This is a genomic window from Phormidesmis priestleyi BC1401 (assembly GCF_001650195.1).
In the GTDB taxonomy this organism is placed as follows: Bacteria; Cyanobacteriota; Cyanobacteriia; order Leptolyngbyales; family Leptolyngbyaceae; genus Phormidesmis_A; species Phormidesmis_A priestleyi_B.
On sequence record NZ_LXYR01000031.1, the window covers coordinates 17,211 to 38,667 of the forward strand.

General features: G+C 49.1%; 27 protein-coding genes and 1 pseudogene. 12 read left to right on the forward strand and 16 right to left on the reverse strand.

What is annotated here, in order from left to right; genetic code table 11:
• Positions 1-279 precede the first annotated feature (279 nt).
• The 5 genes from A8707_RS16020 (at position 280) to A8707_RS16040 (ending at position 5,045) form a co-directional block, all read left to right on the forward strand.
• Positions 280-1,203: a cytochrome c oxidase subunit II gene (locus tag A8707_RS16020; RefSeq protein ID WP_068818254.1), complete on the forward strand. Its 924-nt coding sequence runs from the start codon at positions 280-282 to the stop codon at positions 1,201-1,203.
• Complete coding sequence (gene ctaD, locus A8707_RS16025) at positions 1,200-2,873, forward strand: cytochrome c oxidase subunit I (protein WP_068818255.1); 1,674 nt, start codon at positions 1,200-1,202, stop codon at positions 2,871-2,873. Before A8707_RS16020 ends, ctaD begins: the two co-directional genes overlap by 4 nt.
• Complete coding sequence (locus A8707_RS16030; protein ID WP_068818256.1) at positions 2,866-3,537, forward strand: cytochrome c oxidase subunit 3; 672 nt, start codon at positions 2,866-2,868, stop codon at positions 3,535-3,537. The genes ctaD and A8707_RS16030 overlap by 8 nt, the downstream gene beginning before the upstream one ends.
• Positions 3,538-3,543: 6 nt before the next feature.
• Positions 3,544-4,470 (forward strand): cation diffusion facilitator family transporter, encoded by a 927-nt coding sequence (locus A8707_RS16035; protein WP_068818257.1) that lies wholly within the window; start codon positions 3,544-3,546, stop codon positions 4,468-4,470.
• Between the two features lie 107 nt (positions 4,471-4,577).
• Positions 4,578-5,045: a cupin domain-containing protein gene (locus A8707_RS16040; protein WP_068818258.1), complete on the forward strand. Its 468-nt coding sequence runs from the start codon at positions 4,578-4,580 to the stop codon at positions 5,043-5,045.
• Between the two features lie 89 nt (positions 5,046-5,134).
• Here the strand turns inward: A8707_RS16040 and A8707_RS16045 are convergent, their stop codons facing one another.
• The 4 genes from A8707_RS16045 to A8707_RS16060 form a co-directional block, all read right to left on the reverse strand.
• Positions 5,135-5,320 (reverse strand): hypothetical protein, encoded by a 186-nt coding sequence (locus tag A8707_RS16045; protein WP_068818259.1) that lies wholly within the window; start codon positions 5,318-5,320, stop codon positions 5,135-5,137.
• A 137-nt stretch (positions 5,321-5,457) separates the two neighbouring features.
• Positions 5,458-6,381, reverse strand: a complete 924-nt coding sequence (locus A8707_RS16050) for an SMP-30/gluconolactonase/LRE family protein (protein ID WP_068818260.1) — start codon at positions 6,379-6,381, stop codon at positions 5,458-5,460.
• Positions 6,382-6,399: 18 nt separating this feature from the next.
• Complete coding sequence (locus A8707_RS16055) at positions 6,400-7,344, reverse strand: VOC family protein (RefSeq protein ID WP_068818261.1); 945 nt, start codon at positions 7,342-7,344, stop codon at positions 6,400-6,402.
• A 6-nt stretch (positions 7,345-7,350) separates the two neighbouring features.
• A complete protein-coding gene (locus tag A8707_RS16060; protein WP_068818262.1) occupies positions 7,351-7,893 on the reverse strand; it encodes a DoxX family protein in 543 nt (180 codons plus the stop codon).
• 202 nt (positions 7,894-8,095) lie between these two features.
• Between A8707_RS16060 and A8707_RS16065 the strand changes: the two genes are divergently transcribed.
• The 4 genes from A8707_RS16065 to A8707_RS16080 are packed head-to-tail and all read left to right on the forward strand — an operon-like array spanning position 8,096 to position 13,023.
• Complete coding sequence (locus A8707_RS16065) at positions 8,096-8,908, forward strand: SDR family oxidoreductase (RefSeq protein ID WP_068818263.1); 813 nt, start codon at positions 8,096-8,098, stop codon at positions 8,906-8,908.
• 3 nt (positions 8,909-8,911) lie between these two features.
• A complete protein-coding gene (locus A8707_RS16070) occupies positions 8,912-11,038 on the forward strand; it encodes an amylo-alpha-1,6-glucosidase (protein ID WP_068818264.1) in 2,127 nt (708 codons plus the stop codon).
• Positions 11,039-11,073: 35 nt separating this feature from the next.
• Positions 11,074-12,651, forward strand: a complete 1,578-nt coding sequence (locus A8707_RS16075; RefSeq protein WP_068818265.1) for a GMC oxidoreductase — start codon at positions 11,074-11,076, stop codon at positions 12,649-12,651.
• A gap of 36 nt (positions 12,652-12,687) precedes the next feature.
• On the forward strand, positions 12,688-13,023 hold the full coding sequence (locus A8707_RS16080; RefSeq protein WP_068818266.1) for a glycine zipper 2TM domain-containing protein: 336 nt from the start codon (positions 12,688-12,690) through the stop codon (positions 13,021-13,023).
• Positions 13,024-13,055: 32 nt separating this feature from the next.
• On the opposite strand, the gene A8707_RS29135 is transcribed toward A8707_RS16080, so the two are convergent.
• The 10 genes from A8707_RS29135 to A8707_RS26945 form a co-directional block, all read right to left on the reverse strand.
• Positions 13,056-13,232, reverse strand: coding sequence for a hypothetical protein (locus A8707_RS29135; protein WP_197484801.1), 177 nt, complete (start codon positions 13,230-13,232; stop codon positions 13,056-13,058).
• Between the two features lie 81 nt (positions 13,233-13,313).
• The gene (locus A8707_RS16085; protein ID WP_197484802.1) at positions 13,314-13,916 is read right to left on the reverse strand and encodes a DUF4336 domain-containing protein; all 603 of its coding nucleotides are present in this window, start codon (positions 13,914-13,916) and stop codon (positions 13,314-13,316) included.
• 266 nt (positions 13,917-14,182) lie between these two features.
• Entirely contained in the window at positions 14,183-14,317 is a 135-nt protein-coding gene (locus tag A8707_RS30250; protein WP_269452732.1) for a hypothetical protein, read from the reverse strand.
• Positions 14,318-14,574: 257 nt separating this feature from the next.
• Positions 14,575-15,192 carry a hypothetical protein gene (locus tag A8707_RS29140; protein ID WP_197484803.1) on the reverse strand — a complete coding sequence of 206 codons (618 nt, stop codon included), beginning with the start codon at positions 15,190-15,192 and terminating at the stop codon, positions 14,575-14,577.
• Positions 15,193-15,213: 21 nt separating this feature from the next.
• Positions 15,214-15,519, reverse strand: coding sequence for a hypothetical protein (locus tag A8707_RS29145; RefSeq protein ID WP_197484804.1), 306 nt, complete (start codon positions 15,517-15,519; stop codon positions 15,214-15,216).
• 1 nt (position 15,520) lies between these two features.
• On the reverse strand, positions 15,521-15,979 hold the full coding sequence (locus A8707_RS29150; RefSeq protein ID WP_197484805.1) for a hypothetical protein: 459 nt from the start codon (positions 15,977-15,979) through the stop codon (positions 15,521-15,523).
• A 15-nt stretch (positions 15,980-15,994) separates the two neighbouring features.
• Positions 15,995-16,345 (reverse strand): SWIM zinc finger family protein, encoded by a 351-nt coding sequence (locus tag A8707_RS29155; RefSeq protein ID WP_197484806.1) that lies wholly within the window; start codon positions 16,343-16,345, stop codon positions 15,995-15,997.
• Between the two features lie 169 nt (positions 16,346-16,514).
• The gene (locus tag A8707_RS16100) at positions 16,515-17,240 is read right to left on the reverse strand and encodes a hypothetical protein (protein WP_068818268.1); all 726 of its coding nucleotides are present in this window, start codon (positions 17,238-17,240) and stop codon (positions 16,515-16,517) included.
• 53 nt (positions 17,241-17,293) lie between these two features.
• Complete coding sequence (locus tag A8707_RS16105; RefSeq protein WP_068818269.1) at positions 17,294-17,845, reverse strand: hypothetical protein; 552 nt, start codon at positions 17,843-17,845, stop codon at positions 17,294-17,296.
• Positions 17,845-18,027: a DUF4058 family protein gene (locus A8707_RS26945; RefSeq protein ID WP_082906389.1), complete on the reverse strand. Its 183-nt coding sequence runs from the start codon at positions 18,025-18,027 to the stop codon at positions 17,845-17,847. Before A8707_RS26945 ends, A8707_RS16105 begins: the two co-directional genes overlap by 1 nt.
• A 94-nt stretch (positions 18,028-18,121) precedes the next feature.
• On the opposite strand from A8707_RS26945, the gene A8707_RS16110 reads away from it, so the two are divergent.
• Entirely contained in the window at positions 18,122-19,405 is a 1,284-nt protein-coding gene (locus A8707_RS16110) for an ISKra4 family transposase (protein WP_068818270.1), read from the forward strand.
• 120 nt (positions 19,406-19,525) lie between these two features.
• A pseudogene (locus A8707_RS16115) lies at positions 19,526-19,948 on the forward strand (IS5 family transposase); the annotation flags it as partial.
• A gap of 69 nt (positions 19,949-20,017) precedes the next feature.
• Here the strand turns inward: A8707_RS16115 and A8707_RS16120 are convergent.
• Together A8707_RS16120 and A8707_RS29160 are read right to left on the reverse strand one after the other, a co-directional pair.
• Positions 20,018-20,506 carry a transposase family protein gene (locus A8707_RS16120; protein ID WP_197484807.1) on the reverse strand — a complete coding sequence of 163 codons (489 nt, stop codon included), beginning with the start codon at positions 20,504-20,506 and terminating at the stop codon, positions 20,018-20,020.
• Entirely contained in the window at positions 20,457-20,630 is a 174-nt protein-coding gene (locus tag A8707_RS29160) for a hypothetical protein (protein ID WP_197484808.1), read from the reverse strand. Before A8707_RS29160 ends, A8707_RS16120 begins: the two co-directional genes overlap by 50 nt.
• Before the next feature lie 56 nt (positions 20,631-20,686).
• On the opposite strand from A8707_RS29160, the gene A8707_RS16125 reads away from it, so the two are divergent.
• Positions 20,687-21,049 carry an HNH endonuclease gene (locus A8707_RS16125; RefSeq protein WP_231948107.1) on the forward strand — a complete coding sequence of 121 codons (363 nt, stop codon included), beginning with the start codon at positions 20,687-20,689 and terminating at the stop codon, positions 21,047-21,049.
• Positions 21,050-21,457: the final 408 nt, after the last annotated feature.

The window sequence follows — 21,457 nt, forward strand, 5'->3', positions numbered from 1 at the left end:
CATCAAGAGTCCGTCTATAGTCAGAGTGGCAAGAGTCCTGCTGGTAAAGGGTTCCATCAAAAAATGAAATAGGCGTGAAATTTTGTCTGTTCTTTAGAGGGAAGTCATTTTAGTTAAACGTGTTTAGAATTCTCTGAAGTAAAATAGCGAACGTCTGAGGGTATGCGGCTCATAGCCCTCCTTTAGCTAGATATGGAACCTGTTGTTTTCTGTTACAGTCCGCCCAATGCTGCAACTCAGATATGCAGTCACTCGAAGCTGCACTGGTATGAAACTGGAATGTTAAAGATTCTCGAATACTTTCTGCTAGCTATCTTCATCGCTGGGCTGATGCTTATCAGTCGCTGGATGGGGCAGCAAGCCTATACCTGGATGCCGCCTCAGGCAACTGCAGAAGCTCAACGCGTAGATGATTTATTTAGTTTTTTGGTGTCTATTGGCACATTTGTGTTGCTGGGGTTAGTCGGCATGATGCTCTACTCTGTTTTATTCTTTCGGGCGAAGCCGGATGACTACAGTGAAGGGCATCCGGCTAGAGGCAGTGTGAAGCTGGAAATTCTCTGGACAGTCGCTCCAACGCTGCTAGTGCTGTGGATTGCGGCTCAAGATATTAATATCTATAGCCAACTCAACATTTTGGGGCTTCAACAAATTGTCCATCATTCTCTCGATTCTCCTGCCTACGCTGCTACAGACACTCCAAATTCCGCTTCAGATTATCCCAAACCTGCAACCGAACAAATTCAGGTGATGGCGAAACAGTGGGAATGGGCATTTCGCTATCCGAACCAAATCACCAGCCATGAATTGCATTTACCTGTGAATGAAAGAACTCGGCTGGATTTGCGGGCAAAAGAAGTGATTCACGGATTTTATGTGCCAGCTTTTCGCCTTAAACAAGATATTATTCCCGGACGTGATATTGATTTAGTTGTAACGCCGAACCGGGTAGGTAAATATCGTCTGCAAGACTCGCAGTATAGCGGCACCTACTTTGCATTAATGACAGCGGATGTGTATGTGGAGTCGAGAGATGCTTACAATCAGTGGCTGGCTGCGACGGCTCAACAGCCCCTTGATGGAACGAATCCAACCATTGCAGAACAACTGCATCCGCCCAAAACGCTGTTCAAAACGGGATGGAATCCGACATCGACTGAATCGATCGCCAAATCCGCTCCGGTTCAGGGGGGTGACTCATGAATAATTCCTTGATCGGTCGCGGCAGCAACGACCCTGAATCTGCTCAAGCCGAAGCGATCACCTGGCGACACATTCTTCGCTTTAGCACCGATCATAAAGTGATCGGTGTGCAATACATGATCACGACATTCATCTTTTTTCTGATTGGCGGCTTGATGGCAATGTTCGTGCGGGCAGAACTGATGACACCTGAGTTAAATCTGGTCGATCGCCCCCTCTACAACGCGCTCTTTACCCTGCATGGCACGGTAATGATTTTCCTGTGGATTATTCCCTTTAACGCAGGACTGTCAAACTATTTGGTGCCCTTGATGATTGGGGCGCGAGATATGGCGTTTCCACTGCTGAATGCGATTTCGTTCTGGATCATTCCTCCGGCTGGACTGCTGCTCATCTCCAGTTTTCTGCTGCCCAACGGTCCAGCTCAGGCAGGGTGGTGGTCTTATCCGCCCGTAAGTTTTCAAGCTCCATCTGGACAACTGGTTTGGATTATCAGCGTGATGCTACTGGGCATTTCTTCCATCATGGGAGCCGTGAATTTTATCACCACGATCGTTTGGCTCCGGGCACCCGGCATGACCTTCTTTCGGATGCCCGTCTTTGTCTGGTCGGTTCTCAGTGCTCAACTGCTGCAACTGATTAACCTGCCATCGCTCACCGGAGCACTGATCTTACTCATGTTTGATCTGGCGTTTGGGACAAGCGTTTTCAAACCGTCGGAGGGCGGCGATCCGATCATTTATCAACATCTCTTCTGGTTCTATTCTCATCCTGCCGTTTACGTGATGGCGCTGCCTGCGTTTGGCATTATTGCCGAGGTGCTACCTGCGTTTTCCCGTAATCCCTTGTTTGGCTATCGATCGTTGGCGATCGCGTCTTTAGGCATTGCGATGGTTAGCATCTTTGTTTGGGCGCACCATATGTTTGCCAGTGCCACACCAGAATGGATGCGAATTCTGTTTGTTATCACCTCAATGCTGGTCGCTGTGCCGACTGGAGTCAAGGTATTTGGGTGGACTGCAACCATCTGGCGAGGCAAGCTGCATCTGGATACACCCATGCTGTTTGCGATGGGTGGCGCTGCCATGTTCATTTTTGCGGGCATTACGGGTGTCATGCTCGCGTCCAATGCTTTTGATCTTCATGTCAATAATACTTACTTTGTAGTGGGACATTTTCACTACATCGTCTTCAATACCATCACAATGGCAATCTTTGCTGCCGTTTACTTCTGGTTTCCTAAAATTACGGGACGGATGTATGCCGAAGGATGGGGTAAACTACATTTCTGGCTGACGTTTATTGGGGCAAATCTAACGTTTTTCCCCATGCATCCATTGGGCTTACAGGGCATGGTGCGTCGGATTGCTTCCTATCCACCAGAATATCAGGGCTGGAATATCCTTGCCAGTTTAGGAGCCTTTTTACTGGGAGTGTCAACCTTACCTTTCATTGCTAATATGATTGGCTCGGTATTGGATGGACCCAGAGCAACGGACAATCCGTGGGAGGCAACGGGTCTGGAATGGACAACCTCCTCGCCTCCGCCCAGAGAGAACTTTGCCGAAATTCCTCAAGTGATTTTTCCACCCTACAACTATGGTAATCCCATAGCCTACGGCGAAGGCACTGTAACCCAATCAGGGGAGGAAGGCTCTAACGATGAGTAATTCATCCCGACCTAGACTTGTTCATGCTGATGAAAGCCCGATCGACCTCGAACGCCTGCGGCACAGGTTTCCCCACTGGCTTCAACGATTTTTACCAAGCGGAGGGGGTAGCCATGAAGATCATCATGGCAAAGGAATGTTTGGATTTACAGTATTTCTGCTGTCAGAAAGCATCATTTTCTTGAGTTTCTTCTTCACTTACACTGTACTCCGACTCACAACTCCGAATTGGCTGCCTCCAGGAGTTTCAGGACCAGAGTTATCTACTTTTGTCATCATCAACACGGTAATCCTGCTTTCTAGTAGTGCTGTCATTCAATTTGCAGAACGATCGCTCAGTCGTCATCATCTGAATAAATTTCGCGTGTTGTGGCTGTTGACTTCTCTAATGGGAACCTACTTTTTAGTTGGGCAAGGCATTGAATGGAGCCAACTCAATTTTGGGTTGAAAACGGGTTTGGTTGGTGCAACGTTCTATATCTTGACGGGCTTTCATGGCTTGCACGTTTTCAGCGGGGTAATTTTACAGATAATTATGCTGGTGCGATCGTTCACTCCCAATAACTACAGCAACGGTCACTTTGGAGTAAGCGCAACGACGCTGTTTTGGCACTTCGTCGATGTCATTTGGATGATCTTATTTTCACTTTTGTATATTTGGTAAGACAGCATGACAACTGGGGGCGCTCATAAAACAATCTGCGCGGCGATCGCCGCTAACCTGGTGGTCGCCATCACCAAATTTGTGGCAGCCTCGATCACTGGAAGCTCTGCAATGTTGTCCGAGGGCATTCACTCGGTCGTCGATACCACAAACGAGCTTTTACTGTTGTTAGGAATTCATCTCAGTAACCGACCTCCAGATGATAGACATCCCTTTGGTCACGGACAGGAACTTTATTTCTGGACGCTGATTGTTGCTATTTTGATCTTTGCCATTGGAGGCGGTATGTCTATCTACGAAGGCATTAGCCATTTGACTCGCCCTAACCCCATTGAAGATCCAACCTGGAATTATGTTGTACTGGGGATCGCAATGGTATTTGAAGGCTTTTCCTGGTCGGTGGCATTGAAAGAGCTTCTACCTTCTGTCGGAAATCAAACGATTTGGCAAGCGGTTAAAGCTAGTAAAGATCCCACGATCTTTACGGTGCTATTTGAAGATTCGGCGGCTCTGTTGGGCTTGCTAGTGGCATTTCTAGGCGTGTTTTTGGGGCACTCGCTCAACAATCCTTACCTAGATGGAATCGCGTCAATTGTAATTGGAATTATTCTAGCGATCGTTGCGATTCTTTTAGCGCGTGAAAGTAAGGGTTTGTTAATTGGTGAAGGTGCCGATGCTGCCACAGTAAAACAACTGCGATCGCTCGTTCTAGAGGATGACGCTGTTGATGACGTCTTAAAGCTATTGACCCTTTACTTCGGTCCTCATGAAGTGCTGTTAAACATCGAAATTCAGTTCGATCGCACGTTATCTGCTGAAGCGGTGACCCAAGCGATCGAGCGACTGGAATCCACAATTCGTAGTCATTATCCCGACATCCGTAATATCTTCGTTGAGGCTAAATCATTAACAGGGCGTAGGAATGAGCACTAAGTTCTTGGGTCTAGTCGGCAATTTTCAGGGACGATCGGGTAGCCCATTCTTGATTTCGTACAAACGTACAAGCAGTTGAAATTAGAAACAAGGAAGCTAACCAAATCATGAACGATCGGACATCAAAACAACACTCTTCTCAAGATCAGTCACCGCCTACTGTTGACTATTGGCACGTTTGGACGGATCAAGCGGGAGTCAGCCATCAATCCCGTCGTCAAATTCAGGACTTTAAACTCAAAAGCATTGCGCCTCCTGCCTCTCCTCAGTGGTTAGGGCAGGTAAAGCAGCAAGGTGGCACCTTCAGCTTTACCGTGATGCCTGTCGGCTGGACTGGAACCTGGCACGAGAACCCAAAGCCCCAGTGGATTATTCCTCTGTCGGGACGCTGGTTTGTAGAAACGATGGATGGGCAACGGGTAGAAATGGGTGCGGGTGAAATTTCGTTTGGCGCAGATCAGAATACGACAGAAGACGCACAGGGACATAAAGGGCACCTTTCAGGAACGGTTGGCAATGAACCCACCGTTTTGGTCATCGTGCAGTTTGACACAATGCCAGAGATGGATGGCTAAACACTTCTTTTTTAATCAAAAAAGTTGCACTAAGGAACGTGAATTTATTAAGGTGCAACAGATTTTACAAATTGATGTGCTTTCACTGATTACACAGCAATTGTCTCTCCATCAAACTTGGTAAGCGTAAAGCCGTGAAAGTCTTTGTTGAACGTTACTCTTTGATTTTTGAGGATACAGATCGCCACCTCTTCATCTAATTTCAGAGATGCCGCTGCGTCCGATCGCCAGTACACACCAGCAATGTTGCGACCGATCGCGATGTTGACAGCCAACTTGTTTAGAACCTATACAGCCGAACATCACAAACGCTTTAAGGCTTCCCGTTGCGTAACTCTTTGAGAAGCTGATTGTTTAATTCCAAGTGTAGAGAGAGTAGCCAGAGACAACAGTACCCTTGTGGGTACTTTAGCTACTGCATCCTATAAGTATTCAAACCGATCGTGTACAGCGAATGCCCAGCGGCAATAATCAAGCGATCGCGATTTTTTCCACCAAACGTCAGATTAGCAACGGTTTCTGGCACTAGAATTTTACCGAGGTGCGTTCCATCCGGTGCATATACTTGCACACTATCTTCAGAACTGATAAAAACATTGCCGTGCTCATCAATACTTAAGCCATCAGGCTGACCCGGATCAATCACGGCAAACACGCGACCATTGATGGCGTTTTGACCCTCTACAACTTCGTAGATGCGAACATGATGGTAACCCTCAGAAAGGTCGAAAGCAGAAGAGTCTGACACGTACAATAGTTGTTCATCTGGATTAAAAGCCAATCCATTGGGACGCAGCATATCTGTTATTACAGCATCTATTTCACCTGTTGCCGGATCAAAGCGATAGACATAACTTCCGGGTTGTTCTTGCTCACCACCATAGCCTTGATTCGGTTCTGTAATTCCATAGGGTGGATCGGTAAACCAGATGGTGCCATCGCGTTTGACGATTAAATCATTCGGACTATTCAGGCGTTTCCCCTGATAGCGATCGCACAACACTTGCCATTGTCCATTATACTCTTGTCGAATAATGGCGCGTAAACCCGATGAACAAGAGACTAGCCGCCCTTCTAGATCGTGGTCATTCCCATTCTGGTAATCCGATGGATCGCGCAAAACGCTGAGTCCATCACTTGCACTCCAGCGCAGTAACCGATTACCGTGATCATCACTCCAAACGATGCTGTCATCTTCCCGACAATAAACAGGTCCTTCGCTATGAACCGCACCATCGGTCAGCTTTTGGAGTGAAGCCCCTGGGCGAATTAGCGATCGCATTCGATCGTCATAGATTTCAATCGCGTTGGGTAGCATCTCGATTGCTTCTGCCATAAAAACCTCCTGAGCTTTTTAATCTTTTGGCTCCGCAACTAGCAACATAGAATGTCCAGTCGGATCTTTTACTAGATAACCCTGTTGAGATCCGCGATCGTCAAATTGTACAGGCGAAACTTGAAGATGATGTTGTTGGAGTTGCTTTACTGCCTGGTTAATGTCGCTGACAGTTAGTTCAACTTGAACATAAGCAAGGTCATCGCTTTTCAGATCGAAGGGAATCGGACGACCATTGGCGGGTTGAATGTAATCTAACAGTTCAATTCCTAATCCTTCTTGAGCTGGTCGTAGCGCTGTAATGCGGACTTTTGCATTGGGCAAATCGTCCATACGGGCTTGGGTTTCTCGCCAATTAAAACTGCCACCCTCAACCTGCATTCCCAAACGATCACGATAAAACTGGAGGCTTTGCTCAGTATTGGCAACGGCGATCGCCGTATGGTCAATACCTAAAAACAAGCGGTCATTTTTTTGATGCCATTTCTCCCGTCCTTTGTTTGGTGGGAACCAGATCAGTTCTAAGGGATGGCGATCGGGATCTCTAAACTTAAACGCCTGAATATAAGCGGCTTCTTTATTTCCGGGAGGAATGGTTTGGGGAGCGGTTGAAATAGGTTCGATCGGAAACGCTTGAAGATGGGCATAGGCACGATCCATATCGCTAACGACGATCGCCAAATGCTGAAACCATAAATCATTACTTTGCGAATCCAGAGGAATAGATTTTCCTTTGATATCAAGATACTGTTTGAGTCGAATCCGCTCTTCACCCAGTTTCAAGGTAATGATCCGCATTCTGGATGGGGGCATTGCTGCCAGATTGACATACTCTTTGCCGTCAATGGCATCAGAAACTACTTCAAAACCAAGTGCTTTTGTATAAAACTCTCCGGAACGATCGGCATTAGCAACAGTTAAACTAATGGCTTGAATTCGTTGTGCCTGAATCAATGAATCCATAAATCTTTATTTGAATAAAAGTGCATCAAGTGAAAATGCGCCGGGACCAAAAATTGCGATCGCCATCAACATCAAGCAATATATAAAGGCTTTCTCCCAATTGGGTGGCTCACCCTTACCCTTGGGTCCTTCGTACTGTCCTTTAGGAATTAAGTAGGGGTCGCGGGCAACGAAGGGTGAGCCTTGAATAATTTCCAGATAGGCAGCAAATGCCATCAACACAAAGAGGACTGCACTCGCTAGAGGAGTGAGTAGTCCCAAAATCAGGCAAACGCCGCCTACTAACATGGACAGCGCTGAGAGGAAGCACAAAAATACAGGCATTTTGAGCGCCTTTGCCCACTGCTGTAAATGCGTGATTTTTGGGTAGCCATGCAGCAGAAACAGCACTCCTGTCCCCACACGCAGTAAAAGCAGCGTGATCCCCTCCACCCCAGATGGGAAGCCTGTATAAAGCCTGCTCAAAACATTTAGCCCTGGAATATGAGATACGCTGCTACTTGTGAGTAGGACAGCGACGGCAAGACCGATCGCAAATTTGTAGATCATGATTCGTCATCAAAATTGATTACAGTCATATAGGGGTAGAGATAGTAATGACATAGAACTCTCAATTCTATTAGAGAAATCTAATAATGAAATTGACGTGAAATAAGCCTAAGCCAAACGGGAGAAGTACCACTTAAGTCTTATGGTAGAGGTTTTGTTAAGTTTTGCCCTCTAGGCTAAGGTAGAACTCTCTAGCACACCAATGAGCTATTCTCCCTGTTTACTCAAAGGTCAAAAAGCGCTGGTCACTGGCGCAAGCTCTGGTCTTGGTGAAGCTTCGGCAAGATGCTTGGCGAAAGCAGGTGCAGCGGTTGTTGTTAACTACCATTCCGAGAAAGAAGAGGCAGAATCGATCGTTCACGATATTGTTGCTGACGGTGGAGAGGCGATCGCCATTGGTGCCAACGTTGCCAAAGAAGATGGAGTCAAGACAATGTTCGCTCAGATGCTGCGGGAGTTTGGCACGATCGATATTTTGGTCAACAATGCCGGACTCCAAAAAGATGCTGCCTTTGTCGATATGACATTAAATGACTGGAATCTGGTCATCAACGTCAACCTCACAGGACAATTTCTTTGCGCTCGTGAAGCGGCAAAAGAATTTTTGCGCCGGGGTGTAAAACCAGATGTGTCTTGTGCTGCTGGCAAGATCATTTGCATGAGTTCGGTGCATCAGGTGATTCCCTGGGCAGGACACGTCAACTATGCGACCAGTAAAGGTGGCATTGATATGTTGATGAAAAGTATGGCGCTGGAACTGGCACCGCAAAAAATTCGGATTAACAGCATTGCACCGGGCGCGATCGAAACTCAGATCAACACCGCTGCCTGGAGTACACCAGAAGCAAAAGCGAAATTGCTGCAATTGATTCCCTCTGGTCGAGTGGGTATTCCTGATGACATTGGCAAAGCAGTGGTTTGGTTAGCATCCGATGATTCTGATTATGTCAACGGGACAACGCTGTTTGTGGATGGTGGCATGACGCTCTATCCTGGTTTTGCTAAAGGTGGGTAGATCATGCCAACAAAAGTTTCGGTAAATTCGGGTCAAATTGCGATTAATGATGGTTCTACATTTCTTGTCACCGATTCCTATGGTTGGATTGATGACACATTAGCGCAGGGGTTTTTTGTTGCCGATACGCGCTTACTTTCTTACTATGAGGTATCGATCAACCGCGATCGCATACTCCTGCTTGCCTCTAGCCCGATCAACCATCACAGTGCATTTTACCAGTTCACCAATCCTCAATTTCGTACCGTCAATGGTACAGTTCCAAATGGTCGATTAATGATCGGCATACGCCGCGATATTGTCGGTGGAATGCACGAAGATATTGATATTACGAATCATCATTCAGAACAAGTTGATTTTCAATTAATGCTGGCGATTCGCTCCGATTTTGCTGACATCTTTGAAGTAAAGTCGCAGCAAATCTTGACGCGCGGTGAAGCTGAAACGGTTTGGCAAGACGGGAAATTGATCACGGATTACCACAATGGTTCGTTCCATCGTGGATTGATTACCCAGCCAGAATCCGCCAGTTCTCAACCTCGCTATGCCAACGGTCGCCTGCTCTTTGATGTGGTGCTTGCTCCGGGAGAGTCGTGGCACACCTGCATTAACTTTGCGGCGATCGTGGGTGATAAAACGATTTATCCTCAACAAACCTGTGCAGTAGAACATGATACGGAAGCCAAACAGGTCAGCAAGGATTTTCTCGCTCAAGCGACTCAGCTACGATCGTCCAATGCCGAAATTGCGGCTTATTACCAGCAAGCTTTGCTCGATATGTCCGCCCTGCGAATTAAAGTTGAGGGTAATGGGCGCGACTTTTGGATGCCTGCGGCAGGAATTCCCTGGTTCGTCGCCGTGTTTGGTCGCGATTCTGTTGTAGTTAGTATGCAAACGATGGCGGTGTACTATGGGTTTGCTCATGGAACATTGCTGCAACTGGCGCAACTGCAAGCCACAGAAGTGGATGATTGGCGGGATGCCCAACCGGGAAAGATGCCGCATGAACTGCGCCATGATGAATTAACAGAACTCAAGCAACTCCCTTATACGCCCTATTACGGCACGATCGACACCACAATTCTTTGGATTACAACGCTGGCAGAGGCGTATCAATGGAGTCATAACGAGAATTTACTGTACGATTGCCGCGATCCTCTGGCAAAAGCATTGACCTGGATCGATCAGTATGGCGATTCTGACCAGGATGGGTTTGTGGAGTATCAAACTCGCTCTTCGATGGGTTTGCGAAACCAGGGTTGGAAAGATTCTGGGGATGCGATCGTCTATCCTGATGGTACTCAGGTTGATCCGCCGATCGCGCTCTGTGAGGTGCAGGGCTATGTCTACAGTGCTTGGAAAGATGCAGCAACGATTTATGACATTCTGGGAGAGCCGGAGCAGGCAAAACGACTACGACAGAAAGCAGACGACCTGTATCAGCGCTTTAACGATCGCTTCTGGATGGAAGATGAAGGCTTTTATTGTCTTGGCTTAGATAGCAAAAAGCAACAAATTCGTTCGGTCGCCTCGAATCCCGGACATTTGTTGTGGTCAGGTATTGTGCCTAAAGAACGCGTCGATCGCCTGGTTAAACGACTCTTTCAGCCCGATCTCTGGTGTGGTTGGGGCATTCGTACCTTGTCTAGCCGCAACCCTGCTTATAATCCGATCAGCTATCAACTGGGGAGCGTGTGGCCTCACGATAATTCGGCGATCGCGATGGGCTTGAAACAGTATGGCTATCACCAGGAAGCCAACCAGATCGCGGAAGGAATTTTTGCCGCTGCCAGCTATTTTGAAGCGGGACGGATGCCTGAACTGTTTGGTGGCATGGAACGCAAACCTGGGCATTTTCCCGTTCCTTATCCCGATGCCAACATTCCGCAAGCCTGGGCTGCTGGCTCAATCTTCCTGTTGATTCGCGCCATGTTAGGGCTGGAAGTCAATGCAGCGGATCGATCTCTCACCGTCCAACCCGTTTTACCCGATTGGTTGCCCGATCTGGAATTGGTAAATTTGCGCGTCGGAAACGCAACGATAACACTACGTTTCTGGCGCGAAGAAGAACAAACCCAATGGAAAGTGATGCACCTGGAGGGTAAATTGACGGTATCTGCCAGACATTAACAACAATAAAGAAATAACAATAAAGGGGCGATCGGATGACAACAGCAACCAACCACTATGATTTAATCATCATTGGCACAGGGGCAGGTGGCGGAACCTTAGCACACCAGCTTGCGCCCACAGGTAAAAAGATCTTGGTGTTAGAACGGGGCGACTTTTTGCCGCGTGAAAAGGCGAATTGGAATGCGTCAGAAGTCTACCAAAAAGAACGCTATCACACTGATGAACGTTGGATTGGTAGTGATGGTAAACCCTTCCGTCCGCAAACGGGTTATTGGGTCGGTGGCAATACAAAAGTCTATGGTGCAGCCTTACTCCGGCTACGCGAACGCGATTTCACACAAGTCACGCATAAAGATGGCATTTCACCTGCCTGGGAACTTAGCTATCAGGACTTTGAACCCTATTACACCCAGGCAGAAAAGCTGTATGACGTGCATGGCGATCGCGGTCAAGATCCCACCGAGCCACCGTGCGGCGATCCCTATCCCTATCCGCCCGTCAGTCATGAACCCGATATGCAGGAAATTTCTGACTGCATTCGCAAGCTGGGCTACTATCCCTTTCATCTGCCGCTTGGCTTGAAGCTGAATGAACAAGACCCTACTAAAAGCCCTTGCATTCGCTGTGATACCTTCGATGGTTATCCCTGTTTAGTCGGTGCAAAAGCCGATGCTGAGGTAAATGCTATCCGTCCTGCCCGCGAAGCGCATGACACTCTCACCCTACTCACTCAGGCAAGAGTTTTACGGCTATTGACGAGTGAATCGGGACGAGAGATTACCGGAGTCGAGACGGATGTACATGGAGAACATCACGTTTTCACAGGTGACATTGTTGTAGTTGCCTGCGGTGCAATCAATTCAGCCGTCTTGCTATTGCGCTCAGCCAATGACCAACACCCAAATGGATTAGCGAACCGCTCTGATCAGGTTGGGCGCAACTTTATGAAGCATGTGGAAATGGCATTGGTGGCGTTACATACAGAGATCAACCATGCCAGTTTTCAAAAGACGATCGCAGTCAATGATTTCTACTGGGGCGAACCCGATTTCCCCTACCCGATGGGGATGGTGCAAAATACGGGAAATGTCTTGGCGGATATGCTTCCAGCAGAAGCGCCGCCGCTGATGGCTCCTTTTGTCAAACTGATTCCTAAATTTGAACGCCATTTGCTTGCCGAACGAACCACAGGCTGGTGGCTGCAAACAGAAGATCTACCCGATCCGAATAATCGCGTTCAAGTCGTTGATGATCAGATTCACTTAAACTACACACCCAACAATACGGAAGCGCGCGATCGCCTGCTTCATCGCTGGACTTCGGTACTCAAATCCATTGAGCGCAAAGCCATGCATGTGTTGCCGTTCAGCATTTATCCCCGCACCCATATACCCGTACAGGCAGTGGGTCATCAATGCGGTACGTGCCGTTTTGGTTCAGATCCTCAAACCTCAGTCTTAGATTTGAACTGTCGCACCCACGATGTGGATAATCTTTATGTGGTGGATGGCAGTTTCTTCCCATCTAACTCAGGGGTCAATCCAACGCTCACAATTATGGCAAATGCGCTGCGAGTGGGAAATCACTTGATGGAACAATTGGGATCGTAAATAGGCAAAATACAACAATTTTAGGAGGCAGCAGCGATGAATGAGCCAGATCAATCAATGGAATCAACCCAAAATCAGTCAGAATCACCGACCCATCATCCGATCGCCACAGGTGTAGGAGCGGCAGGGGGTAGCGCTGCGGGTGCTGCGATTGGAAATGCCATTGCAGGTAAAGTGGGTGCAGCCATTGGCACTGTGGCTGGCGCGATCGCAGGTGGCATGGCTGGAGGCGCGATCGCAGAGTTTACAGAAGAGGTGCTTCAGGAAACCAAACCTTCTCTCAGCTTAGGCTTGGGTGCAGATACCAAAGAACCTGAGTTACCCGCTCATTATTCCTGGGAAGAGTTACAAGCACTATCCAAGCCTCGTTAAAAAATCTAACTCAGTGAATTGAACACTTTCGGCTAATTTGTACCGATCGGATCTAGCCAGCGAAAAGCCCGTCTTAGTTCCTGCATCCCGTTTTGCCGATACCAACGACCATGAGCCAGAATGATTTTTTCTGGATTCCATACCAACATCTGACGAACTGCCTGTCTTGCCTGGTTTTTCTGCCCCCAAAAGGTCATTTGTATAGCCATCGCCACTTTGCTTAGGACATTTTTGGTAGTGTACTTCGCGTGCTGCCAAAAATGTCCCTGTCCTAACCTATGTGGCGGTAGCTATATATCCAAAGGAGCCTTCCCATCAGGGTCAAGAGCACCGCCAAGTTTTGCCAGTAGTCCGAGGAACCTACCTATCTTTTCACGCTCAAAGTTCTCAATTAAATCTGCCAGAATAAGTGTGCGGGAAGATTTGTGAAAGAAAACGACTTCGTGCAGAAAACGGCTACCGTGAACAATTGTCTGATCAATCTCGTCTGCCCAAGCAGGATCAGGTGTCTCGCCTAAATCGCGGTCGAACACAACAGAAATTTTCATTTGTTCAGCACGCTGTTGCACACCTGGCGAAGCCCATCTCAGAGCCGCTGGGTAATGTTTGCTCCATTCAGGGATGAATTCATAGTGGAGTTTGTTGGGTGAGATGAGGTGCCGGACTGTACCCAAAGCGTCAATTTCTGCCTTCAGTCCAAGTGTCAGTTGTATCGGCGAATGGAGAAAGAGATCATCATTCTTGAGCTTAATCACGGTCATCCGAGTTGGGAATGGAATAGTTGTCCCATAAGCTCGCATATGGGCGATCGAGCCATCAACAATCCAGATATTTTCGTTGACAGCCTTCAAAGTATTAATGGGTTCGTAGAGCTTGATATCTGAAGTAGTCATACATCTATTTGGTGTCGGGTGAGACTATTACGACACATCTAGAACGATCGTAATAGATGCCAGCGCTAGGGTGAATCATCCCCTGAATGTTTCTCTGCGCCGGAGAGATCGATTCGCTCCTTCAGTGGGCTTTGAGCGATTTTGCTCTTGGCTCATTGGTTTGTAGGAATCTTTTTGTTTTTATTGATCGATGAAGCACCCTCTGCCCGGATTTCTTGCACCTGACCGACAATAAAAACGAGTGTAAACGGCTGTTTCATTTCGCGCTAGACAAAGGCTTGCAGCAAAGATGCTTGCTTGGGTGTAATGGGGTCTTGAGCGCGTACATTCAAACGTACTTCTGGTGGTTTCATGAGCCAATTCGTCTGAATCTTCAACAGTCCCAAACGCTGAGAGGTCACGGTGCGATTGAGCAGCGCTTGTTTCAGGCTCGTTTCGAGTTGTGCCTACCGCACGAGGCGAAAAAAACCGATGCCCAGTGGGGCAACCAGAACAGCGGTTAATGCCAATGTCCAGAGTAACGCCCTGCGAGCACGTTGTATGGAGGCATAACCTGCCACCCAGAAAGTCAGCATACAGGCAAGTGTGATGCCTAGTAGATTCGTCAGATAGAGCAGTGTTGCGCCCCAGCTCAACGACCAGTCCACTTGCGATAGTCCTAAGCCAAGTCCAAATCTCGGTGTTTGAGCAGCCCCATCAGCTTGTACTTGCGGGCATGAGTCTGCATCAGTTGAGTTCGATAAGTGACCCACTCAGTGCGGTTTTCGAGGTGTAGATAGGCAGTTCGGGCTTTCTTGAGCCACTCGATCGCGTGACCATAGTGTTCCGCCTTTTTGGCATCCATAATCGACTCGGCGCGACGACGCGCATTCTCGATCACCCAGGAAGAATGCGATGGCATCGCAGCATCCATGACCCGCTGAATCAGCACCGACTGATAAGAGCTTTGGTCAGAAACGACTGAGATCGCATCCTCAATCAAGCCCTCATGCAGATAAATGTCTACCTTTGCCTGAGTCGCATCCCAACTCTGGCTCGATCTGAGCCGTGCCAGTAGCTCTAGTTTGTGGGTCGTCCAAGTTGATCCAGCCAATGCCTCGACTTGGCGGTAGTTCGCAAAACTGGGACGGAGGTTGAAGGCGATCGTACCTGCTCTCAACGCCAGATCCGGCTGACCCAAGCCTTGCGCCAGATCACTCGTCCATGTTGCAAAGTCATAGCCACAGTGCCCCGGCAACGACAATCCGGCTTGAGCAATCTCCAACGCTTCTGGCACCGCGTTTTGGTCTCGTAACGTCTAGGCAAGGGCAAACGCTTCTTCCATCACGCTCATGTTTGTCTGAGCCGCACTGACTGCTTCAGCAATCTGCCCCAACTGTGCCAGCATCGTTAAATAACACTGAGTTTGCCCTTCGGCTTCAGCAAGGTGTAGATATTCGTCGTAGCGGGCTTGGCGATCGAGAATTCTCAGTCGAATCAACGCCAAGTCATCCGCGTAATCTGGTGCGTCTTCTTCCCAACTGCCGAGTTCAGAAATCTCACCCCCTAGAATCCGCAGCAGAGGTGGATCAGTCCATCCTTGCCGCAGAGCTTCTAGACTCATCTCAAAGCTGCCCAATGAGTCTTGCCAGGTCTAACTCGACTTGCAAATCAATGATTTGTTCAGGAGTCAGCTCGGCACTTAAAATTGCCTCTGTCCAGGCTTCATTCAGGGCAGCCACAGTTGCATCACTGTCTGCACCGTAATCTTCTAGGTCGCTCCAATCCTCAGCGCAAGCCTGAGTAATCGCTTCGAGCATCACAATGGCGCTGTTGCCGTCTCTACTTTCTGAGAACGCTTGTGCATCCTGGATCACCTCCTCCAAGTCTTCGGTGATGGAATCTTCCTCAGATTCGTTCTCCAAATCACGGATGCCATCGCGAATAATCTGTCGCACTCGACGACGTACCGGAGCGGGATCAATCTCCGTTCGACGGACTGCTTTTGCCCCAGAGGAAGCGGGCTTTGGAGTGGAATTGACGTGTTGATCAATCTCATCGATCAGTTCAGGATGACGATTCACCAGGGTTTGTAGAAGTTATTGAGTTTGCAACGAGTCGAGCCGATCGAGGAGTTGCGCCAGAGTCGGACGTGGCTCGATCGTGTTCGGTTGCCGCAAACAGACCAATAGCATGGCGACGATGTGCTTACACCACCCTTCAAAACTATATTCGCAAGTGCAGTCAGCGATCGTGATGCCGCCCTGGTCAAACTGAACGGTAACTCGATAGGGCTGAACGTCACTCCCTTCGACTTCGGCTTGTAGCACTTGACCGCGCAACGTAAGCGAGGCAACCGCACCCGATTTGGCGTAGGCTTCGCCGCGATCAAACGATTGAGTTGTGGCGTGGCGACGCAGAACTGCTTCAGTGAAGGTCAGAGTCAGCATGATTCAGAATGTCCCTCAAGGCGTTCCCCATCTCGTTGAGCAGGGCATTTACAGAGGGATATGCAGAGCAAGATCGGAGGTTCTTGAGCTTCGTTCTGCAAGCCCTACGAGGGTATCAATAGGAGAGCGACTTCGCAACCATTGCGGCTCAGTCGGTTACTTCGTTGATTCAGTCCTGTAAGACCCAAAGGGTGTCCGCTTGATAAAACTCGCCTCGTTGCTCTAGTTTGTATTCACCTAGCAATAATGCTAACCAGGTCTGCACTGGCACTGATCGGAGGTTGTCTACTGCCTCTTCGCTCCTTGCTGGAATGGCTTTGATTAGTTCCAGGAACGGAACCGAGCGGTGCGCCTGTTCTGCGAAATACTGTGAGACCGCATCCTTCCACTCCTGAACATTCTCATCATGGGCAAGGGCAATCGCTTGCTCATAGGTTTCTGTCTCTGCAAAATCTACTTCTGCCTCTAACGCTTCTAGGAGTAAAGCTCGATCGACCTCCGCGACCACGGATCGCTCATCATCGGGAAGCTCAGATTGGTGGGTCTCCTGAGACTGTCTCGGCGGTACGGGTGGCGCTTCGATGAATTGCTCAAAGTTCACCTGCATCGATTGCCGCACAAAGCGATCGAAGGCTCCGATCGGCATAACGGGACCTTCAGTATTGCTTAACTGGTGCAGTTCCGTGATCGTCAACCAAGCGCGGTCTTGAACGAGTTGGGCTAGACGCACGATCGCGTCCCCGGCGAGAGTCAATTGCGATCGCACACTCAAAGGTTCTAGAGCAACCTCTAGCGATGCCCAGAGTTCCTGGAGATCCGCCTCCTCTGGCAGGTCTTCTGCAACGTCGAGGGCACTCCACAGATTGAGTTGCACCACCTTGCTCGACGAATCCATTTGCCGCAATTCGTCTTGCGAAGCTCTAAAGGATCGAGCTATCCCCCATTTCCTCATCGCATCTGCACCGGACAGGACTGGGGCGCGAGTTCTTCCAGCGCCGCGAACTTGCGAATGCCGTAAAGTTCCCCCAGTTTCTTCAGCAGTCGTTCGACATAAATCTCCACTTGTCGGGGCGTGAGTGTTACACAGGCGATCGGGGCGATGTCCGCTTCCTTCTGTCGTCCGCGCCATACTTCACCAGAGATTGCTACCAAGGGCGCATCCACAGCTCGACGATACACTTGCAGGACCGCCGAGTACCCGACATCGGGTAACTCCGTCTCGAACTGAATCTGCTTGATGCCTGAATGCGATCGAAGGTCTACGATCGCGTCTGCATCCAAAGGCTGGTCGGTGAGCTGAACCGCTATTCGTCCTTGTTGTGCCCAGCGTTTCTGATTGCGCTGTTGGTTGCGGCGATCGCGGTGGCGGGCATACGATCGTCGATTGGGACAGACCCGCAAATCCCAACAGGAGTCGCCCTCCTCGCCGTGCAGTTGCTTCGCGTCAGTTGCAGGCAGCTTGGCACACAAGCGGCACTTTTCGGGTAGGGGCTTTGGCATTACTGACTCCGCAACGGGGCAAGTAAGTCATCGACCCACTGTTGATCCTCTGGCGAGAGTTTGGGCGGCGGTAGCGGTTGACAATAATCAATGCGGTGAGCATATCGCGCCCGGTCGTACACCTGATTAAAGACTTCTTGCAACCGCACGATCGGTTCTGTATCTATCGCTTTCAGGGGAATCGGAAGGGTGTGACCTAAATTTGATGTGAGTCATAGAAGCTGATATCCTTTCAAGAATAAGGCTCTACTTGAGCAGATTCAAGGAGTTTATGAGATGACAGTATCCATCATCGAACGGACGACGGAATCGGTCACGATTCAAATCCAGATTCCTTTAAGCTCTCGGTCATTGCTAGAGAGTGAAGAGACTATTCAACAGGTGCTGAACGAAGCAGGGACGCTCGCCACTGGAGAAAGCTTGAAGCAGTTTGCTAGCGATGGGGCAGCGATAGAAGTCGCTGGGGAAAAGTGGACGAGTAAAGGCAAGCAGCCCAAGCGCTATCAAACCCCGGGAGTCGTAGAGATCCAACGATATGTCTATCAGAAGAGCAGTGGTGGAGCCACCTACTGTCCTTTAGAAGTGGATGGACGGATCGTCATGACCTCGACCCCCCGATTTGCCAAACAAATTAGCCATAAGTATGCGGAGATGAGTAGTCCTCGACTGGTCGAAGACTTAGAAGAGAATCATGGACGGATAGTCCCGCGTTCCTTCGTACAAAGGCTAGCAGAAGCGGTCGGCAGTATTGCCTTGCTCAAAGAGGAAGATTGGCACTATCACACGCCTAAACTCTCCATGCCCGTCACAACGATCAGTATTGGCATTGATGGCACTTGCTTACTGCTGTGTGAGGGCGGGTTTCGACAAGCCATGGTCGGCACGATTAGCCTGTACGATGCAGACGGGGAACGACAACACACAACGTATGTTGCTGCCCGTCCTGAGTATGGACGAGCCACCTTTCTAGACCGAATGCACCGCGAGATAGAACAGGTCAAGCGACTGTATCCGACTGCTCATTATCAAGGATTAGCCGATAGCGCACCAGAGAATTGGACGTTTCTAGAGCCGTTGACCGAGACTCAGGTCTTAGATTTCTATCATGCCACCGCATATCTCGACCGAGTGGCTAAAGCCGTTCATCCTCGCAGTCAAGATGCTCGGAAACGCTGGATGCAAGAGCAATGCCACGCCCTCAAACACGAGGTCGATGCAGCCACTCGTCTGCTCGTGGACATGGAGGCTATTGCACCGCCGAAGTCGCTCTCCCACACTCTGCGCGATGGACTCCAAGATGCTATCACTTACTTTCGCAATCATCATCATCAAATGCACTATGCTGAAGCACTCTCCCAGCATTTACCCATCGGTTCGGGGGTCGCCGAAGCCGGATGTAAAGTCATTATTAAAGCTCGCTTGTGTGCCGCAGGAATGAAATGGAAGGAGCAGGGAGTGGCGATTGTTCTAAGTTTGCGGACATTGAGTTATTCGCAAGGTCGTTGGCAGCAATTCTGGTCAAAGATCAATCAATACGGATTCAACTTAGCAGAAACATAACATCAAATTTAGGTCACACCCTCAGCACTTGGCAGAGGATGCCGACAACGAATATGCGATGATTGACTCCACGATTGTGCGCGCCCACCAACCTAGTGCGGGTGCAAAGGGGGGGAGCCAGACTCAGAAGCGATGGGTCGCAGCAAAGGGGGCTTGAGTACCAAGATTCATGCCGTCGTGGATGCGTTGGGCAATCCCGTCAGCTTTCATCTGACTTCTGGACAGGCGTGCGACCTAGACGGAGCCGACAAACTCCTGCCTGATCTCGCTGCCGATACGGTGCTGGCGGATAAAGGCTACGATGCGGATGAACGGGTGATTGAGCCGCTGCAGGCACAGGGGAAGACGGCAGTGATTCCGCCCCGACGCAACCGCAAGCATTTGCGTGAGTATGACAAAGAGTTGTACAAAGCTCGACATCTGATTGAAAACTTCTTTGCCAAACTCAAGCAGTATCGGGCGATTGCCACCCGCTATGATAAACGGGCGGCTAACTTTCTCGGTGCCATTTATCTCGCTGCTTCCGTGATTTGGCTTAATTGATGACACGCCCTAGGCTTGTTGGGAAATAAAACTAGCTTTGGGACAGGGTTTTCCCAATTCTCCTCCAATCTATGCAGCATCCAAATAAAAGTTCCACAAGCCCACTGCATTCAACATCAAGCGATCATCAAAATCAGACACACGATTGCGATACACGTCTGTTACGGCGTTGTACCGCTTGATGCCTGCGTGGGCATGTTCACATTTGACCCGTTGACGATTCAATTCTCGGTTTTCTTGCTTCTGGTGTTCGCTCAATTCCTTGCCTCTCGGTTTTTTATGGGGCAGATGAATGTTGTCAAACTCATTTTGTAATCCTTGGAATCCTAAATCTCCCTCAACGGCAACGGCATCAGGGATGTTGCCTACCAGATCCGCTTCATCCAATTGCCGCTTGTCATGAACTCTGCCCCCTCTCGCCTGAGTCAGGAGGATCACCCGCTTTTTTCGCGTACTGCCAGTAATGTGCTTGCGGGTGTGCCGTTTCTTTTTGCCGGAGTAATGCTCTTTACTGTTTTTCTGAGTCCTTAGGACGCTGCACCGGACGTTCTGTTCCATCCAAAATCACCGCTTCGACATTGAGAAAGCGTTCCAGAAACTCCTCCATGTTCCGCAACTTGCGTTCGGGCAGCACCTGTTTGAACCCCAAAGCCTGCTCCAAAATCGGTAATAGTCCATGCACCCAGAGTCACAGGTCAAGCAGAATCCCTAGAGTTTGGTAGCATCCAGCAGTGGGAGGTGAGATCGCCCAGCGTCGTACTACAGATCTTTGACCACATTCGCTTGACGGGCGGCAATTCAGAACGGCGCTGGAAAGCCCCACCTGTCAACCGTCGCGAAGTCTTTCGTCGGGATTATCACACCTGCCAATATTGCGGCAGCACCAAGCGTCTGACGCTGGATCATGTCATTCCCCGATCGAAAGGAGGAACCCATACTTGGGACAACGTGGTAGCTGCCTGTGAACGATGCAACTCAAGTAAAGGCGATCGCTTGCTTCATGAAATCAGCATGATTCTCAAAACCAAGCCCAAAGCTCCGATTCACCCTGCCATTATGTCTGCAGAGCAGTTCTGGAAAGAACAAGGAGGAGCCGTTTAAGCAGGTCAACGCTGACTTACACCCAAGCAAGATTGCAATGAGGGGGTGCAGTCTCACGCTTGAGCAGAGGACACTCGTCCGAGTGTTGTCCTCTCACTCTGAAAAAAATCTGTAGTCCCCCTTGACACTTTTGTATTATGTTTGTAGTATTAATGTAATACAAAACCAATCAACTCGGAGGAAACGCAATGCTCCTCTTTATCAAGCCTCCATCTTTTGGGTCAAAGCCAGCATCTTTGATGCCTGACGACCCGGCAGATGATGAATTAAGGAAGCGATCCCTTATAGGTCACTCAAAGCGATCCCTTGCGGGTCACTCAGAGAGATCGCAGTCAAAAATAAAGCAAGAGTTCCAACGTCAAAAACAAAGAATTCAAACCCTTTGTAACATTAGACAAAGACACTCAC

Coding starts and splice junctions, on each gene's coding strand:
- A8707_RS16020 (WP_068818254.1), top strand. CDS start 280: ATGTTAAAGATTCTCGAATACTTTCTGCTAGCTATCTTCATCGCTGGG.
- A8707_RS16050 (WP_068818260.1), bottom strand. CDS start 6,381: ATGGCAGAAGCAATCGAGATGCTACCCAACGCGATTGAAATCTATGAC.
- A8707_RS29135 (WP_197484801.1), bottom strand. CDS start 13,232: ATGGCTATACAAATGACCTTTTGGGGGCAGAAAAACCAGGCAAGACAG.
- A8707_RS16030 (WP_068818256.1), top strand. CDS start 2,866: ATGAGTAATTCATCCCGACCTAGACTTGTTCATGCTGATGAAAGCCCG.
- A8707_RS16035 (WP_068818257.1), top strand. CDS start 3,544: ATGACAACTGGGGGCGCTCATAAAACAATCTGCGCGGCGATCGCCGCT.
- A8707_RS16120 (WP_197484807.1), bottom strand. CDS start 20,506: ATGGAACAGAACGTCCGGTGCAGCGTCCTAAGGACTCAGAAAAACAGT.
- A8707_RS16085 (WP_197484802.1), bottom strand. CDS start 13,916: ATGACTACTTCAGATATCAAGCTCTACGAACCCATTAATACTTTGAAG.
- A8707_RS16080 (WP_068818266.1), top strand. CDS start 12,688: ATGAATGAGCCAGATCAATCAATGGAATCAACCCAAAATCAGTCAGAA.
- A8707_RS16065 (WP_068818263.1), top strand. CDS start 8,096: ATGAGCTATTCTCCCTGTTTACTCAAAGGTCAAAAAGCGCTGGTCACT.
- A8707_RS29155 (WP_197484806.1), bottom strand. CDS start 16,345: ATGCTGACTCTGACCTTCACTGAAGCAGTTCTGCGTCGCCACGCCACA.
- A8707_RS16105 (WP_068818269.1), bottom strand. CDS start 17,845: ATGCCAAAGCCCCTACCCGAAAAGTGCCGCTTGTGTGCCAAGCTGCCT.
- ctaD (WP_068818255.1), top strand. CDS start 1,200: ATGAATAATTCCTTGATCGGTCGCGGCAGCAACGACCCTGAATCTGCT.
- A8707_RS29145 (WP_197484804.1), bottom strand. CDS start 15,519: ATGAGTCTAGAAGCTCTGCGGCAAGGATGGACTGATCCACCTCTGCTG.
- A8707_RS16075 (WP_068818265.1), top strand. CDS start 11,074: ATGACAACAGCAACCAACCACTATGATTTAATCATCATTGGCACAGGG.
- A8707_RS16060 (WP_068818262.1), bottom strand. CDS start 7,893: ATGATCTACAAATTTGCGATCGGTCTTGCCGTCGCTGTCCTACTCACA.
- A8707_RS16070 (WP_068818264.1), top strand. CDS start 8,912: ATGCCAACAAAAGTTTCGGTAAATTCGGGTCAAATTGCGATTAATGAT.
- A8707_RS16055 (WP_068818261.1), bottom strand. CDS start 7,344: ATGGATTCATTGATTCAGGCACAACGAATTCAAGCCATTAGTTTAACT.
- A8707_RS16040 (WP_068818258.1), top strand. CDS start 4,578: ATGAACGATCGGACATCAAAACAACACTCTTCTCAAGATCAGTCACCG.
- A8707_RS16100 (WP_068818268.1), bottom strand. CDS start 17,240: ATGGATTCGTCGAGCAAGGTGGTGCAACTCAATCTGTGGAGTGCCCTC.
- A8707_RS16110 (WP_068818270.1), top strand. CDS start 18,122: ATGACAGTATCCATCATCGAACGGACGACGGAATCGGTCACGATTCAA.